Here is a 15,234-nt window from a genome sequence, read left to right as displayed (position 1 = left end):
AGAAGCTTTAAGAAAATTATCCTCTTCTTAATACTTCGTCAATCATTCCGTACTCTTTTGCTTCGTCAGCTTTCATCCAATAGTCACGCTCACTGTCTTTGTGAACTCTTTCGAATGACTGTCCAGAGTGTTGTGAAATGATGTTGTATAATTCATCTTTCAATTTTAACATCTCACGTAAGTTGATTTCCATATCTGTTGCAACTCCTTGCGCTCCTCCAGATGGCTGGTGAATCATTACTCTTGAGTGAGGCAATGCAGAACGTTTTCCTGCTGCTCCTGCACATAATAAAACTGCTCCCATAGAAGCTGCCATTCCTGTACAGATTGTTGCTACATCTGGTTTGATGTATTGCATTGTATCGTAAATTCCTAAACCTGCGTAAACACTTCCCCCTGGAGAGTTTAAATAAATTTGAATATCTTTTGAAGCATCAGCGCTTTCTAAAAATAATAACTGAGCCTGAACAATATTAGCAATCTGATCGTCAATACCTGTTCCTAAAAAGATAATTCTATCCATCATTAATCTTGAGAAAACGTCTAATTGAGAAATATTCAACTGGCGTTCTTCTATAATATATGGAGTCATGTTTGTTGGAGTCATTGCGGCCACGATTTTATCGTAATACATTGCGTTTACTCCTTGGTGCTTTGTAGCAAATTTCTTGAATTCTTTACCGTAGTTCATATTGTAGTGTTCTAAGTTTATGTTATAATGATATTATTTTCTCATCAAAGGTTGTACCTCTTTCAAAAAAATGTCAATTTGTCCTGTTTCTAGCCCAGATAGCAGTGGAAAGCTTTTTTTAATTGGCAACTATTTTTTGTTGGTATAAAAAAGCGACCAACGGAAGCTCTTTTTTTACCTTACAAAAAAAAGGCGACAATAAAAAAACTTGCAACGGATAGCTGAATTAGCTTCTGAAAAGTAATCAAAAAATAAATTAAAACAAAAGAGCGTCGGGAAAAAACTTCCTGACGCTCTTAATATGAATATTATTTTAGAAATTATTCTCCGTAAGAAGCAGCGATAAATTCTTCGTAAGTAACCTCTTTAGTTGTTGGGTTAGCTTTTTCTTTGAAGATATCTAACATTTTAGATGCTACAACTTGCTCAGAAAGTCTCTTCACTTCTTCTTGGTTAGATAAAACTCTAGCCACGATTCCTTCTACTTCTTCGTCAGTTGGATTTGTTTGTCCAAATTGAGCCATTTGCTGTCTGATAGCGTTTGATGTAAAAGCTTTTAAGTCTTCAAATGTAATTTGGATATTGCTTTGTGCTAAAGCTTTTCCTTCGATTAATTGGAAACGTAAACCTTTTTCAGATCTTGCGTATTCAACTTCAGCTTCTTCTGCAGTTAATTTTTTCTCTCCTACAGTTTGCAACCATTTTTTAAGGAATTCAGCTGGTAAATCGAATTTTGTGTTTTCGATTAAGAAATCTTGAACATCTAATAATAATTTTTGTTCTGATTGCTGTGCAAATTGTGCTTCAGCATCTTCTTTAATTTTAGCTTTTAAATCTTCTAGAGAAGCTACTTTTCCTTCACCAAAAAGTTTGTCAAATAATTCTTGGTTTAATTCAGCTGGCTCAGAACCGTTGATAGCACTGATAGTAAAGTTTACTTCAACATCTAAACCGTGAACACCTTCGTGACCAACTTTTAAGTAATCCATTAATTGGTGATCGTCTTCAAATAAACCTTTTGTGCTTACTGTAACAACATCTCCAACTTTTTTACCTACGAATTGTTTTCCAGCTTTTTTGCTGAAAGCGCTAACTGCAATTGTAGTTGTATTGTCGATTCCTTCAGCTTCGTTTGAGAAAGTTCCAGTTAAGTCTGAGTTTTCATCAGATACTTCTTGAGGAATTGCTTTTCCAAATTGTTTTTGGATACGCTCTACTTGTCCGTCGATTAATTTATCGTCAGCAGTAACGATATATTTTACGATATCATTTTTAGCTTCTAAATCAATTTCGAAGTTTGGCACTAAACCAATTTCGTATTCGAAAGTTAATTCTTCAGCATCCCAGTTAAAATCTTCATTTACTTTAGCAAGAGGAGTTCCTAAAAGATTTAATCTTTCAGATTGAATATAACGCTCTAAAGCCAAATCAACTACTTTTTTGATCTCTTCTTGCTTAATAGCTTTTCCGTATTGTTTTTCAACAAGATCTTTAGGCACGGCACCTTTTCTAAATCCTTTAACTTGTGCTAAAGGCATCTTTTCGTTAATTCTTTTTGCTACTTGACCTTTATAATCCATATGAACAACGTTCATAACGATTGTCTCGTTTACAGCGTCTATTGCTACTCTTTTAATATCCATCTTCTTCTTTAATTTACATAATAAAATTGGGTTGCAAAATTATAAAATTTTTGCAACCCAACCAAGTTTTTAATCTATTGTATTAGAAGCAGTTTTAATCTGCTCCAAATGTTTATTTATCGTCTCCTAGTATTTTATAGGTGATCGATTGCAGAATAGACAAAATTACACTGAATATTAATGCTGTCCAGAACGAATCTACTGCAAAGCCTCCTACAATCTTTGTACAAAGTAAAATAATGATGGCGTTTATAACTAATAAAAATAATCCGAGAGTAACTACTGTTACTGGTAATGTCAGGATAACCAATATTGGTTTTATAAACAAATTAAGCAATCCTAGAACAAAAGCAACAATTACAGCTGTTCCAAAACTTGCCACATGAACACCAGTTAAAAGGTTAGACAGTAACAAAACCAAGGCTGCTGTAACAAGAAGTCTAAGTATTAATTTCATAACTTTTTCTTTTAAATTTTAAATAAATGTACTAAAATTTTTATCACAAAAACTACTCTTTTAAAAAGGAAGCTGTCATTTCGAAAAACATTTTCGGATTTTCGGCATGAAGCCAATGCCCAGCGTTTGGAATCGTTTCTAGTTTTAAGTTTGGAAAATGCTGACGGATTCCGTCAAGATCTGCATCTTGAATATAACCAGAATTTCCTCCGCGGATAAACAATGTCGGCTGGTCAAAAACTAAACCATCTGGCAAAGGTTTTCCTATCGCATCCAGATTATTATTAAAAGCTTCTAAATTGAATCTGAAAGCCAATTGCCCAGGTTCTTTCCAATATAAATTTTTCAATAAAAACTGACGTGTTCCAAAATCCGGAACATATTGTGACAAAGTTGCTTCTACGTCATTTCGACTTGGCTTTACCGAAAAATCAATAGCGTTTAATCCTTCCAAAATATCTTGATGATGCTGTTTATAAAATCTCGGACCAATATCTGCCACAATCAACTTATCTACAATTTCTGGATGCGTAGTCGCAAATAGCATAGCAACTTTTCCTCCCATTGAATGTCCTAGAATATCAATTCGTGTCAGATTATTTGCCTGACAGTATTCGTAAACGTCCTGAACCATTGCTTCGTAACTCCACTCGTCTGAATGAAAACTGCGGCCGTGGTTTCTTAAATCCAAAATATGAACTTGAAATCCGGCTTCTACATATTGTCCGGCAAGAGTTTTCCAGTTATCTGACATTCCGAGAAATCCGTGCATGATGACAAATGGTTTTCCTTCGCCTTCTATTTTTGAGTATAACATTCTATTTTGTTTATAAATTCCTTTTGCAAATGTAAAAAACTAATCAATCAATCACTAAAGGTATACATATTGCAAAAATTTTTATCAATTCATTTTTATTACAAAAAAGTTTACAGTTTACGGTTTCCCGTAAGTAATGTCAAGTTTGGAAATGTATCTTCGCTGCAAAATCAAAAACTTGATTTAAATCAAAACTTAATTAAATACCACATTTATGATTAAAAAATTCCTACTAGCATCACTAGTGCTTTCTCAATTAGCAATTTCTTGTTCAAGCGATGAAAGCGGTGAAGAAACAAAACCAGATACAGAATTAACTCTAGAAGAGCAGATTGCAAATTTGGTAAAACAGCCCTATTCAAAACTTACTCCAACTGAACAAAAAGCAAAATTAGAAGTAGAAGCTAATTCTATGCTTGTTGAAATGGATAAATCTAAAAGCTCTAGTGCTATTGAAGCAATGGAAAATTTAGCTCGTCTACTTGATTTAAACAGCATTGACGTTTTTAACGGAAAAAATGGTAATGAAGTTGAAGATATCTTAAACATTTCTGGTGTTTACGGAATTTATACTTGGAATAATGCTAAAAAGATCTGGGATAAAACTGCTTCAACAACTGAATTAAAATTCGTTTTCCCTGCAAAAAAATCTCTAACAGCAAATAATGCCGTTTTTACTTCAAAAGGAGTTTCTTCTGGTGTAAAAGTTGAATTTTACGACAGTTATAATAGCACTACAGATGCAGATGTATATGACAATCTTTTTCTTCCAAGCTCATCTGATGCAACTTTAACAATAGACAATAAGGAAGCAGCTACATTTACTCAAACTGCTAAATATTCATCTAAAAATCAATCTCCAGACGAGTTTGCTTACAAAATGAGTTTAAACGATGGTTATGTTTGGGAAATGAGCGGTTCTAAAGCTACTGCTAATATTTCTAAAGCTACATTGACTTACAATGGAAAAAGTCTAGTTTCATTTAACGCTGGAAGCAGTACAGAAATTGACAAATTAATCGATAACGATGAACTTGTTCAATACAGAGGAAAAGCTAACGGTTTATTTACTTTAATGGACAATTTTGTTATTATTGCAGATATGGATTTAGCTACTGCTGGATCAGAAGAAATCGCATTTGAAAAGAGTTTAGTTTTCCCTAAATATCCTGATGAATCTGACCCTAAATCTGATTACAAAGCATACTATACAGCTATAAATGATTACAACAAAAAGGCTTCTGAAGGAGATATAGCCAATTTCAATAAAAACTACAAGCTTTATCTAGTTTCTAAAAAGGATGGAACTAAAATTGCTGAAATTATTGAGCATTCAGAAAAAAGAGAAGCTACTATTTGGGATACATTCAAACTACCTACTTGGAGTACAGAATACAAATACTGGCAATTTAACTATGATAAAGGAGAGCCATTTACAAGAGTATCTTATGATGAAGTACTTTACTTAAAATTCAGCGACAATACTGAAGTTGAAATGAGTGCTTATTTCTCTAGCGGATTTGAAAAATTACAAACGAAATTTGATGACTTTATTGCCGCTTTTAACAAGCAATAATTTTTAAACATATTAAAGATAAAGCCGATTTGAAGATGTTCAAATCGGCTTTTCTATTTTAGGAGGAGTTCTAACAACTATAGTACTTTGCCCGTACCCTGCCCAAATTCCTATTCCTCCATTTATATTTGATTTTAAACTAATATTGGCTGGATAAATTGGATTTTGGCTATTAACAATTTCATTCTGCCAACTGTTCCAAAAATCTAAAGATTCTCTTGTTTGGGTTCTTAATTTTACGTTTATCAAATCTCCATCGGCAAAATAAGGAGTGAATTTAGTTTTAGGAAAAAGCAAAACACCTCTATTAATCTGCAACGAAACTGAAGGCTCCTTAAAATTTTTATCATCTAAATTTCCATAAAAAGCAGGAACAAAAATCGGCTCTTCTTCTTCAATTTTAGTTGCCAACTGATAATAATTTTTCTGATTTATCGGATCATCAAATTTTACAAATACATACCCGATAGTGTCTGACGGATTTGTTTTTACATACTCCGCGCTTTTTAACGGAACACTTTCTGGAATTCTGGTTACCGCACTTATAACACGATTTAGATATTCTATTTTTATTGAATATTCTTTTCCCGCTTCTCCTTTTATTGTAGAACCAAAATACACAAAAGGCGGGATTCGGTTTTTATCATTTTTAACACGCAAAACTTCAGAATTTATCCCATCTGAAACCGTAATTTTTGCAGATCGAATTACATGGTTCAAAACATTTGTCGAATCGATTACATCTGTAACCGGAATACTGCTTGATAAAAGAACATTGGCAAAATCGCCTTCTTCAATCCAGCCTTCGACCACAATTTTAGATTCTACGCTTTTCTTACTGCTAAAATCATCATTAGAACAGCTTACTAAAATCAAACCCAATAGAAAGAATATATACTTTTTCATGCTTTTAAAATTTAAACCTCCAGCTAACAGAAGGCAATATTCGATATAAGACTTTCTCTTCCTGCTTTACCACTACTTTATCCTTATTTTCATTTACTTCAACATCTAAAACCACATAAATTGGATTTCCAATATTGAACGTATTATAAATCGAAAAATTTAATGCGCTTTCCTTTTTAGCCGTTTTTATAAAATAATAATTGGCAGAAATATCTGTTCGAATATAATTTGGCATTTGCGCATTATTATACCCAGAATATTCTTTAACAGGATTATTATTAATGAAATACCAAGAAGTCGGCATTGTAAATCGGTTACCAGAGCTGAACACTTGAGTAAGGCCAAAATTCCATTTTGAATTTAAATCATACATACCTACCAGCGAGAGATTATGGCGTCTGTCATATTTAGCAAAATAGGTTTTACCGTTGTTTGGCTCATCAAAATTTCGATCAGACCAGCTTAAAGTATAACTTAACCAACCGCTAAACTTCCCATTGCTTTTTTTAATCATTGCTTCAAATCCGTAAGCCTTTCCTTCTCCAACATACAAATCGTTTTTGAAAGTGGTAATTTCATTAAACTGTGTAATTCCATACGGATATTCCAGTATATTTTTCATTAAACGATAAAATCCTCCCCACGAAGACGACCAGTTTTTTGATAAATTTTGATTGGAACCTATTGCAAATTCATTTGAAGATTGCGGTTTTATTCCATCAGAACTGGCAATCCAAAAATCGGTCGGAATTCCAACGCTCGATGTAGTTATCAAACTTAAGTATTGATATTGTTTATTGTAAGAAGCATAAAAAGAATATTTTTCTGCTGGCACATAATTTAAAACAACTCGAGGCTGAAAATGCAAATACGAATCTGCTCCCGAAGTGTAATAATTGATTCTAAGTCCTAAATCTGCAAATAGTTTTTCTGATAATTTGGGTTTTAGAGTAGTAAAAATCGCTGCTTCATTAGCATTAATAATTTTTGGAGTTTCGCTATCGATTGTCGCAAAATTCTCAACATTTACCTTTTGCGGTTGTAAATTATGATAAACATATTGCAAACCAGACTCTACAGGAATATTTTTTATTGAATATTTTACCGAGTTTGTAAAGCCAAAATCCTTTACATACGAAGAAACCGCAAATTGAATTGTAGCCTGCTCCATATTTAAATCATTAGAATACTGGCTAAAATATACAGCGTTTGACATGCTCACTTTTGGAGAAATTGTCGTATTTAAAGATGGTGATACTGTAAAATTACTCCATTTTAAACTTGTGCGAAGTTGTAGATTTTCATCTTTAATTTTTAATTCATCACCACTAACAAAAGCATCTAGTGCAAATAAATTATTCTTAGAAACTTGAGATAAAAAAGTCAGATTAGCATCAGAAAAACCATATTTCATATCTTGAACATCATTGTATTTTTGCCCTGATTTTAATATCGGCCCAACTATTTCATCGATGTATGTTTTTCTTCCAGAAATATAAAATGCATTTTTATTGTTAATCGGAACAGCAACACTTAATTGAGAAGCCAGAATCCCTAAATTGCCTTGAATGCCAAATTCTGAAGGCATTTTTTTATTTGAATTTAATAAGGTTGTCGAACTTAATCTTCCTCCGTATTTTGCGTTTGAACTCGATTTATCAAACTCTACATCTTTTATATGGTCTGCATTATAGAAAGGAAAAATTCCCAATAAATGAGACATCCCATAAATTGGAGTTCCATTGTATAATATAGCATTATGTCCTGGGTCTCCGCCTCGAACATAAAAATAACCATTAGCATCTCCCGAATTTTGAACACCTGGAGTTAACTGTAAAATTTTAATGATATCTGTCGTTCCTAAAACAGTTGGAACGGCTGACAATTCTTTTACATTAAACGAAAGCTTTCCGTTTGAAAGATTCGTTATGGCGTTTTTTTTATTATTTGAAACAACAACTTCTTTTAGATAAGCAATATCTTTTTCTAAAACGATCGAAACCGCAGTATCTTTTTTAAAGTCTAATTGAATATTTTTAGAAATATATCCTGCTTGGTCAATTTTAATTTTCATTTCTCCCAAAGGAGCATTTATCGAAAAATTGCCTAAAGAATCGGCTAAAGAAAAAGCTTGAAAATCTTTTGCTGTAAAAGAAATATTTGCACCAATTACATTTTCATTTTCAGAAGATTTTATATTACCAGAAAGAGTTGCTTTTGTTTGCGCAAATACGCAAGAAAAACAAAAAAAACAGAAGAAAGCAATTATTTTCGACACTAGATTTTAATAAGAAAAGTGCGAAAATAAACAATTATAACCCAATTACATCAGGTTATAATTGTTTTAATTGGAATATTATTTCAATTTATTTAGATACATATTCACTGTATTATCCAAACCAAGATAAAGCGCTTCTGAAATCAAGGCATGACCAATAGAAACCTCTAATAAACCAGGAATATTTTGTTTAAAAAACTTAATATTATCCAAACTCAAATCGTGTCCAGCATTGATCCCTAAACCTAATTCATTTGCCAATTTAGCAGCTTCAACATAAGGATCAATTCCTCTTTCGTTTCCTAAATCATATTGGTGTGCAAAAGATTCTGTGTACAATTCAATTCTATCTGTACCCGTTCTTTTAGCTCCTTCAATCATCTCCAAAATTGGATCAACAAAAATCGAAGTTCTGATTCCGTTTTTTTGAAATTCCTGAATCACTTCTGTCAAATATTCTTGATTTTTGATCGTATCCCAACCTGCTGAAGAAGTTATAGCTCCAATTGCATCTGGAACTAAGGTTACCTGATCTGGTTTGCATTCTAAAACCAAATCAATAAAATTGTGCTGCGGATTTCCTTCAATATTATATTCTGTTGTAACTACTGCTTTTAAATCGCGCGCATCCTGATAACGAATATGGCGCTCATCTGGACGTGGGTGAATGGTAATTCCTTGCCCGCCAAATCGCTGAATATCTGCAGCCACTTTTAATAAATCAGGAACATTTCCGCCTCGCGCATTTCGAAGCGTTGCTATTTTATTGATATTTACACTTAATTTTGTCATATAAATAGATATTAATTCTAGTAACCTTATATTTGTTACGACAAAAATACAAAGTAAAACAGAGCGGTTTTCGGTATTTTTTGATTATTTTGCATCAAATATCCTCAATTGATTTATGACAGAAATTACAAACTATATCACAAACGATTTCAGAGCGATTGACAGTCAGGAAACGATAGCCTCGATTCAAGACTTTTTTATCGATGTTAATTTTTCTCATTTCCCGATTTTAGAAGACGGTACTTTCATTGGAAGCATCTCTTCTGATGATGTTGAAACGTTTGACATTGATAAAAAAGCAATTGACTACAAATATACTTTAGAACGTTTTTTTGCCAGAAAATCGATGATTTGGCTTGATGTCTTAGAGGTCTTTGCAAAAAACCACACAAACATCCTTCCTATTCTTGACGAAAACAATAATTATATTGGCTATTATGAAATGGTAGACATTATGAAGTTTTTTCAAGAAACTCCATTTTTAAAAGAACCAGGCGCTATTATTATTGTACAAAAAGGTCTTTTGGATTATTCAATGAGTGAGGTAACCCAAATTATAGAAAGCAATAACGGAAAAGTTTTAGGCTGTTTTGTTTCTGAAGCTGATACAGAAAACAATGTTCAGATTACGGTAAAAATTGGTTTAGGAGCAATTAATGAGATTATCCAGACCTATAGAAGATACGGTTACGAAATTATTTCCGAACATCAGGAAGACACCTATATTAACAGCTTAAAAGAGCGATCAGATTATTTAGACAAATACCTTAATATATAGATTTTGAATGTGCCAATGAGAAAATTAGTTAATTAGACATTTTTCACATTTGCAAATTATCTAATTGACACATTGACAAATTATCTAATTTAAATAGAATGAAAATAGCCATTTACGGACAATACTATCAGAATAGCACAGAACCTATTATAAAAGACATTTTCAAATTTTTCAATACCAATAACGTTGAAATGGTAATTGAAGAAAATTTCCTGAAAATGCTTTACGAAAAACAGCTTGTAAAAAAAGAATACAAAACTTTTTCTCCAAGTACTGCTTTAGACAATAGTTTTGAAATGCTGATTAGTATTGGAGGTGACGGTACTATTTTAAGAGCCGCTGCTTTTGTTCGTAATTCTGGAGTTCCTTTATTAGGTATAAATGCAGGCCGATTAGGTTTTCTTGCTAAAGTTCAGAAAGAAAATATCGAAAGTTTACTACAATATGTAATAGACCAAAATTACACCACTTCTGAAAGAACTTTGTTAGGATTAAGCTGTGAACCTTATAACGAGGCTTTTAAAGAACTTAATTTTGCAATGAACGAAGTTACAGTGAGCAGAAAAGACACGACTTCGATGATTACGGTTGAAACTTATTTGAACAATGAATATTTAAATTCTTATTGGGCCGACGGATTAATCATTTCAACGCCAACCGGATCAACAGGGTATTCACTAAGCTGTGGCGGACCAATTTTAACGCCAGATGTAAAAAGCCTTGTTATTACGCCAATTGCCCCTCACAATTTAACCGCCAGACCTCTTGTTATTCCTGACGACACCGAAATTACACTACGCGTAACAGGAAGAGAAGACCAATACCTTGTTTCTTTAGATTCGAGAATTTCCTCAGTGAAAAATGAGTCTATTTTAAAAATTAAAAAAACAGATTACAAAATTAAAATGGTTGAAATACCAGGCGAAACTTTCTTAAAGACCTTGAGAAACAAACTGCTCTGGGGAGAAGATAAAAGAAATTAAACTCTTTTCTGATTCTTCACTATACGATAATACCACATTTTCTCGTTCTGCATGTAGTGAATCATCATTAAATGGCTCAAAATCATAACGTAAATTGAAAAAAAAGCACATTTAAGCAAAGGAACTTTGATTCGTATTGATAATTATTATATTTGCACGCAATTTTGAATTAAATGAAGAAAATTTTTAATTTATTGTTATGTTTTTTCCCCTTTATTACACTTAATGCTCAGATCAATGAGATTGGTGTTTTTCTTGGTGGAAGCAACTTTGTTGGAGATGTTGGTAAAACAACTTATATCAACCCAGAAAAACTAGCTTTCGGTATTCTGTATAAATGGAATAGAAGTCCTAGACATTCTTGGAGATTCTCTTACACGCAGTCAAATGTTAGTGGAAATGACCTCAAATCTGACGAAAGCGGAAGAAGCGGAAGAGGTTATCGCTTTGACAATGATATAAAAGAGTTTTCTGCTGGTTTAGAATTTAATTTCTTTGATTTTAATCTGCATGATTATCATACAAAAATAACTCCTTATGTATTTTCAGGATTAAATTTTTTCCTGTATGATAATTTGTATCGATATCGCCAACCAGCAGATCCAAACATAATATATTCCGAAAACTCAAGCTCTCTTGCTATACCTTTTATATTAGGTATAAAATCGAATATAACGCCACGTTTCGTACTAGGACTTGAAACTGGAGTACGTTATACTTTTACAGATAATATTGACGGAAGCAACCCTGACACAAGTAGTTCAAACATTTTAAAGTTTGGAAATTTAAATAATAATGACTGGTATGTTTTTTCAGGTATTACTTTAACCTATACCTTTGGACAAAAACCTTGCTATTGCGCAGAATAAAATGAATTTAATAGAATCAATAGATCACACAAACTTACCAAAACACCTTGCCATCATTATGGACGGTAACGGACGTTGGGCTAAACAACAAGGCTTTCTGCGTGCATTTGGCCACGAAAATGGTACGAAATCTGTAAAAGACATCATCAAAACCTCAGCTAAACTAGGAATTGAATATTTAACGCTATATGCTTTCTCTACAGAAAACTGGAACCGCCCAAAGCTTGAGGTACAGGCATTAATGAAAATATTGATCAATTCATTAAAAAAAGAACTCGTTACCCTTCAAGAAAACAATATCAGACTTAATGCAATTGGAAATCTTGATAAATTGCCAAAAACAGCCCAAAAAGAACTTTTGGATGTTATGGAAAAGACTAAAAATAATACACGCTTAACTCTTACTCTCGCTTTAAGCTACGGCTCTAGAGAAGAATTGGTAAATGCCGTAAAGTCAATTAGTGATAAAGTTAAAAATAATATAATTTCAATAGACACTATTGACGATTCAATTATAAATGAGCATCTTTACACGCAAAATTTACCTGACGTAGATTTATTAATACGAACAAGTGGAGAACATAGAATAAGTAATTTTTTGCTATGGCAGATCGCCTATGCAGAATTGTATTTTACTAATGTCTTGTGGCCAGACTTTAAAGACCAAGATTTATATGAGGCTATTATTAGTTATCAAAAAAGAGAACGTAGATTTGGAAAAACCAGTGAACAAATTAAATAATTTTTTAGTGTTGCAAAAAAAAATACAAATAGTCTTTACCCTTTTACTTTTGGGTAGTTTTTCACAAATTAAAGCACAAGAAAGAGTTCCTTTTGATCAAGGAAAAAAATATATTCTAGCTAAAGTTTCTGTTGTTGGTAAAATAAGCTTCAATGAACAGACTGTTGTTACCTTTTCAGGACTTCAAAAAGGCCAAGAAATCACTGTACCTGGAGAAGAAATAAGTAGCGCAATTAAAAAATTAGGAAAACTAGGGCTTTTTGATGAAATCGCGTTCTATGTTAATAAAGTAGAAAATGACAGTATCTATTTAGATTTAGACATTGTTGAGCTTCCTAAACTAAATGAAGTTAAAATCGTTGGTGTAAAGAAAAGTAAAATCGAAGGTTTAATTAAAGATAACAACTTGACAAAAAACAAAATTGTCAACGAAAACTTAATTACAACCACTAAAAACTACATCGAAAACAAGTATAAAAAAGAAGGTTTTTATAACACAAAAGTTACTATTACCAATACTCCTGATACTATTAACGGGCACCAAGTTAATATGCTTGTCAGAATAGATAAAGGTGACAAAGTGAAAATCAGCAATATTGATTTCACTGGAAACAAACAACTTACAGACACGCAATTGCGTGCTGCAATGAAAGACACCAAACAGAAAAATTTTATTCGTGTCTTTAAAGCTTCTAAATTTATTCCAGAAAAATATAAAACTGATTTAGAAAAAGTAATCGCAACGTACAAAGAAAAAGGATATCGTGATGCGCGTATTATTTACGATTCTATAAAATATAACAAACAAAAAAATACACTTTCTATTAATATTAATGTAGAAGAAGGAAACAAATATTACTTCGGAAACATCAAGTTCTTAGGAAATACCGTTTATTCAGATCAGCTTTTAAACCGTTATTTAGGAATTAAAAAAGGAGAAACTTACAATGGCGTTTTATTAGAAAAAAGAATTGCTGATAAAACAAAACCAGATGCTGAAGACATTACCAACTTGTACCAAAACAACGGTTATTTGTTCTCAAACATTAATGCTGTAGAGGTTAGAACGGTTAATGACACTATCGATTTTGAGATTAGAGTTACTGAAGGTCCTATCGCTTATTTCAATAAAATTACGGTTGTTGGAAACGACAAAACAAACGACCATGTTATTTACCGAGAGTTGAGAACAAAACCAGGTGAAAAATATAGTAAAGAACAATTAGTTAGAACCATTCGTGAGATTGGACAATTAGGATTCTTTGATCCTGAGGCTATCGATCCTAAATTTAAAAACGTAGATGCTGGAGCTGGAACTGTTGATATTGAATACAATGTAGTTGAAAAAGGATCTAGTCAGGTCGAACTTCAAGGAGGTTATGGCGGTGGAGGTTTCATTGGTACATTAGGACTTTCGTTTAACAACTTCTCTGCGCGAAAAATGTTCGACAAAGAAGCTTATAAGCCTTTACCAATGGGAGACGGACAAAAAGTAGCCCTTCGTCTGCAAGGAAGTACATACTTCCAAACGTATAGTTTATCATTCTCAGAACCTTGGTTTGGAGGAAAGAAACCAGTACAGTTTAGTTCATCTATTTCATATAGTAAGCAATTTCTTAACAATTATATTACTCGAACTGTTGATAGAAGCAAAAGTTTTAATATTTTTACAGTCCAAGTTGGTTTAGCTAAAAGGTTAACCGTGCCAGATGATTACTTCGTATTATCACAATCGGTAAGTTATCAGCACTACGACTTGAACAATTATAATACAGGTTTGTTTACGTTTGGTAATGGTGCGTCAAGAAACTTAGCTTATACTATAGGACTTTCAAGAAGTAATAAAGGAACAAATCCTATCTTCCCAATGTATGGTTCTGAATTTAGTATTTCTGCTAAAGTTACTCCTCCATATTCATTATTTAACGGAATTGATTATGGTGATTTGCAAAACCAGAAAGAATACAAAACACAATATACAGGGACATCAGGAAGTGGTATAGACGGAAAACCGCTTAACAATGGTGACTATGTTAAAACAGAAACTGTAAACGGTCAAACAGGTTATGCGAGTGTAGGATCAGATTATTCAAGCGCTGATACAGATGTGGCAAAAGTCGATCAGAAAAAATACAACTGGTTAGAATATTATAAAGTTAAATTTAAAGGAGACTGGTATACTAAGGTTTATGGAAAATTAGTATTAAGAACGCTAACAGAGTTTGGTTTCTTAGGAGCTTATAACCAAGAAAGAGGTGTTATTCCGTTTGAACGTTTTTACTTAGGAGGTGATGGTATGGCAAACTACTCAATGGATGGTAGAGAAACTATTCAGTTGAGAGGTTATCCAAATAACTCTTTAACTCCTGTAAATATAAATGGTGATGCAATTGGAGCAACGATTTACAATAAATTCTCTATGGAATTACGTTATCCAATTACATTAAAAGCATCGGCTTCTATTTTTGCATTAACATTCTTAGAAGCAGGTTCATCATATCCAACGTTTAAAGATTACAACCCGTTTGACTTAAACCGTTCTGCTGGTGCTGGTTTACGTGTATTCATGCCTGCATTTGGATTATTGGGTATCGACTTTGGTTACGGATTTGATGCTCTTCCAGGACAAACAAAAGCGAATGGATGGGAAACACACTTTATCATTGGACAACAATTTTAGTGAAATAACGTTTGGTTAAAAA

The 15,234-nt window shown here is 32.7% G+C and carries 13 protein-coding genes; 6 read left to right on the top strand and 7 right to left on the bottom strand.

Annotated elements, in window-relative coordinates; all coding sequences use genetic code 11:
• Nucleotides 1-16 precede the first annotated feature (16 nt).
• From clpP to ACWA1F_RS11160, 4 genes are all read right to left on the bottom strand, one after another.
• A complete protein-coding gene (gene clpP, locus ACWA1F_RS11175; RefSeq protein WP_306159607.1) occupies nucleotides 17-691 on the bottom strand; it encodes an ATP-dependent Clp endopeptidase proteolytic subunit ClpP in 675 nt (224 codons plus the stop codon).
• 320 nt (nucleotides 692-1,011) lie between these two features.
• Nucleotides 1,012-2,334 carry a trigger factor gene (locus tag ACWA1F_RS11170; protein WP_306159609.1) on the bottom strand — a complete coding sequence of 441 codons (1,323 nt, stop codon included), beginning with the start codon at nucleotides 2,332-2,334 and terminating at the stop codon, nucleotides 1,012-1,014.
• Nucleotides 2,335-2,446: 112 nt separating this feature from the next.
• On the bottom strand, nucleotides 2,447-2,791 hold the full coding sequence (locus ACWA1F_RS11165; protein ID WP_306159611.1) for a phage holin family protein: 345 nt from the start codon (nucleotides 2,789-2,791) through the stop codon (nucleotides 2,447-2,449).
• 52 nt (nucleotides 2,792-2,843) lie between these two features.
• The gene (locus tag ACWA1F_RS11160) at nucleotides 2,844-3,608 is read right to left on the bottom strand and encodes an alpha/beta fold hydrolase (RefSeq protein ID WP_456893813.1); all 765 of its coding nucleotides are present in this window, start codon (nucleotides 3,606-3,608) and stop codon (nucleotides 2,844-2,846) included.
• Between the two features lie 214 nt (nucleotides 3,609-3,822).
• On the opposite strand from ACWA1F_RS11160, the gene ACWA1F_RS11155 reads away from it, so the two are divergent.
• Nucleotides 3,823-5,184: a hypothetical protein gene (locus ACWA1F_RS11155; protein ID WP_456893812.1), complete on the top strand. Its 1,362-nt coding sequence runs from the start codon at nucleotides 3,823-3,825 to the stop codon at nucleotides 5,182-5,184.
• A 39-nt stretch (nucleotides 5,185-5,223) separates the two neighbouring features.
• Here ACWA1F_RS11155 and ACWA1F_RS11150 read toward each other — a convergent pair whose 3' ends face one another.
• The 3 genes from ACWA1F_RS11150 to ACWA1F_RS11140 form a co-directional block, all read right to left on the bottom strand.
• Nucleotides 5,224-6,090: a DUF4249 domain-containing protein gene (locus ACWA1F_RS11150; RefSeq protein ID WP_456893811.1), complete on the bottom strand. Its 867-nt coding sequence runs from the start codon at nucleotides 6,088-6,090 to the stop codon at nucleotides 5,224-5,226.
• 4 nt (nucleotides 6,091-6,094) lie between these two features.
• Nucleotides 6,095-8,368 carry a TonB-dependent receptor plug domain-containing protein gene (locus ACWA1F_RS11145; RefSeq protein ID WP_456893810.1) on the bottom strand — a complete coding sequence of 758 codons (2,274 nt, stop codon included), beginning with the start codon at nucleotides 8,366-8,368 and terminating at the stop codon, nucleotides 6,095-6,097.
• Nucleotides 8,369-8,446: 78 nt separating this feature from the next.
• A complete protein-coding gene (locus tag ACWA1F_RS11140; RefSeq protein ID WP_456893809.1) occupies nucleotides 8,447-9,160 on the bottom strand; it encodes a pyridoxine 5'-phosphate synthase in 714 nt (237 codons plus the stop codon).
• Nucleotides 9,161-9,275: 115 nt separating this feature from the next.
• Here ACWA1F_RS11140 and ACWA1F_RS11135 point away from each other — a divergent pair, with 115 nt between their 5' ends.
• The 5 genes from ACWA1F_RS11135 (at nucleotide 9,276) to ACWA1F_RS11115 (ending at nucleotide 15,212) form a co-directional block, all read left to right on the top strand.
• Complete coding sequence (locus ACWA1F_RS11135) at nucleotides 9,276-9,938, top strand: CBS domain-containing protein (protein WP_306159618.1); 663 nt, start codon at nucleotides 9,276-9,278, stop codon at nucleotides 9,936-9,938.
• A gap of 98 nt (nucleotides 9,939-10,036) precedes the next feature.
• Nucleotides 10,037-10,921, top strand: coding sequence for an NAD kinase (locus ACWA1F_RS11130; RefSeq protein WP_306159620.1), 885 nt, complete (start codon nucleotides 10,037-10,039; stop codon nucleotides 10,919-10,921).
• Nucleotides 10,922-11,094: 173 nt separating this feature from the next.
• Complete coding sequence (gene porG / locus ACWA1F_RS11125) at nucleotides 11,095-11,790, top strand: type IX secretion system protein PorG (protein ID WP_306159622.1); 696 nt, start codon at nucleotides 11,095-11,097, stop codon at nucleotides 11,788-11,790.
• 1 nt (nucleotide 11,791) lies between these two features.
• Nucleotides 11,792-12,532, top strand: a complete 741-nt coding sequence (locus ACWA1F_RS11120; RefSeq protein ID WP_306159708.1) for an isoprenyl transferase — start codon at nucleotides 11,792-11,794, stop codon at nucleotides 12,530-12,532.
• Nucleotides 12,465-15,212 (top strand): BamA/OMP85 family outer membrane protein, encoded by a 2,748-nt coding sequence (locus ACWA1F_RS11115; protein ID WP_456893808.1) that lies wholly within the window; start codon nucleotides 12,465-12,467, stop codon nucleotides 15,210-15,212. The genes ACWA1F_RS11120 and ACWA1F_RS11115 overlap by 68 nt, the downstream gene beginning before the upstream one ends.
• Nucleotides 15,213-15,234: the final 22 nt, after the last annotated feature.

This window comes from Flavobacterium erigeronis, from assembly GCF_054075165.1.
This window is presented reverse-complemented; position numbering and strand designations above follow the sequence as displayed.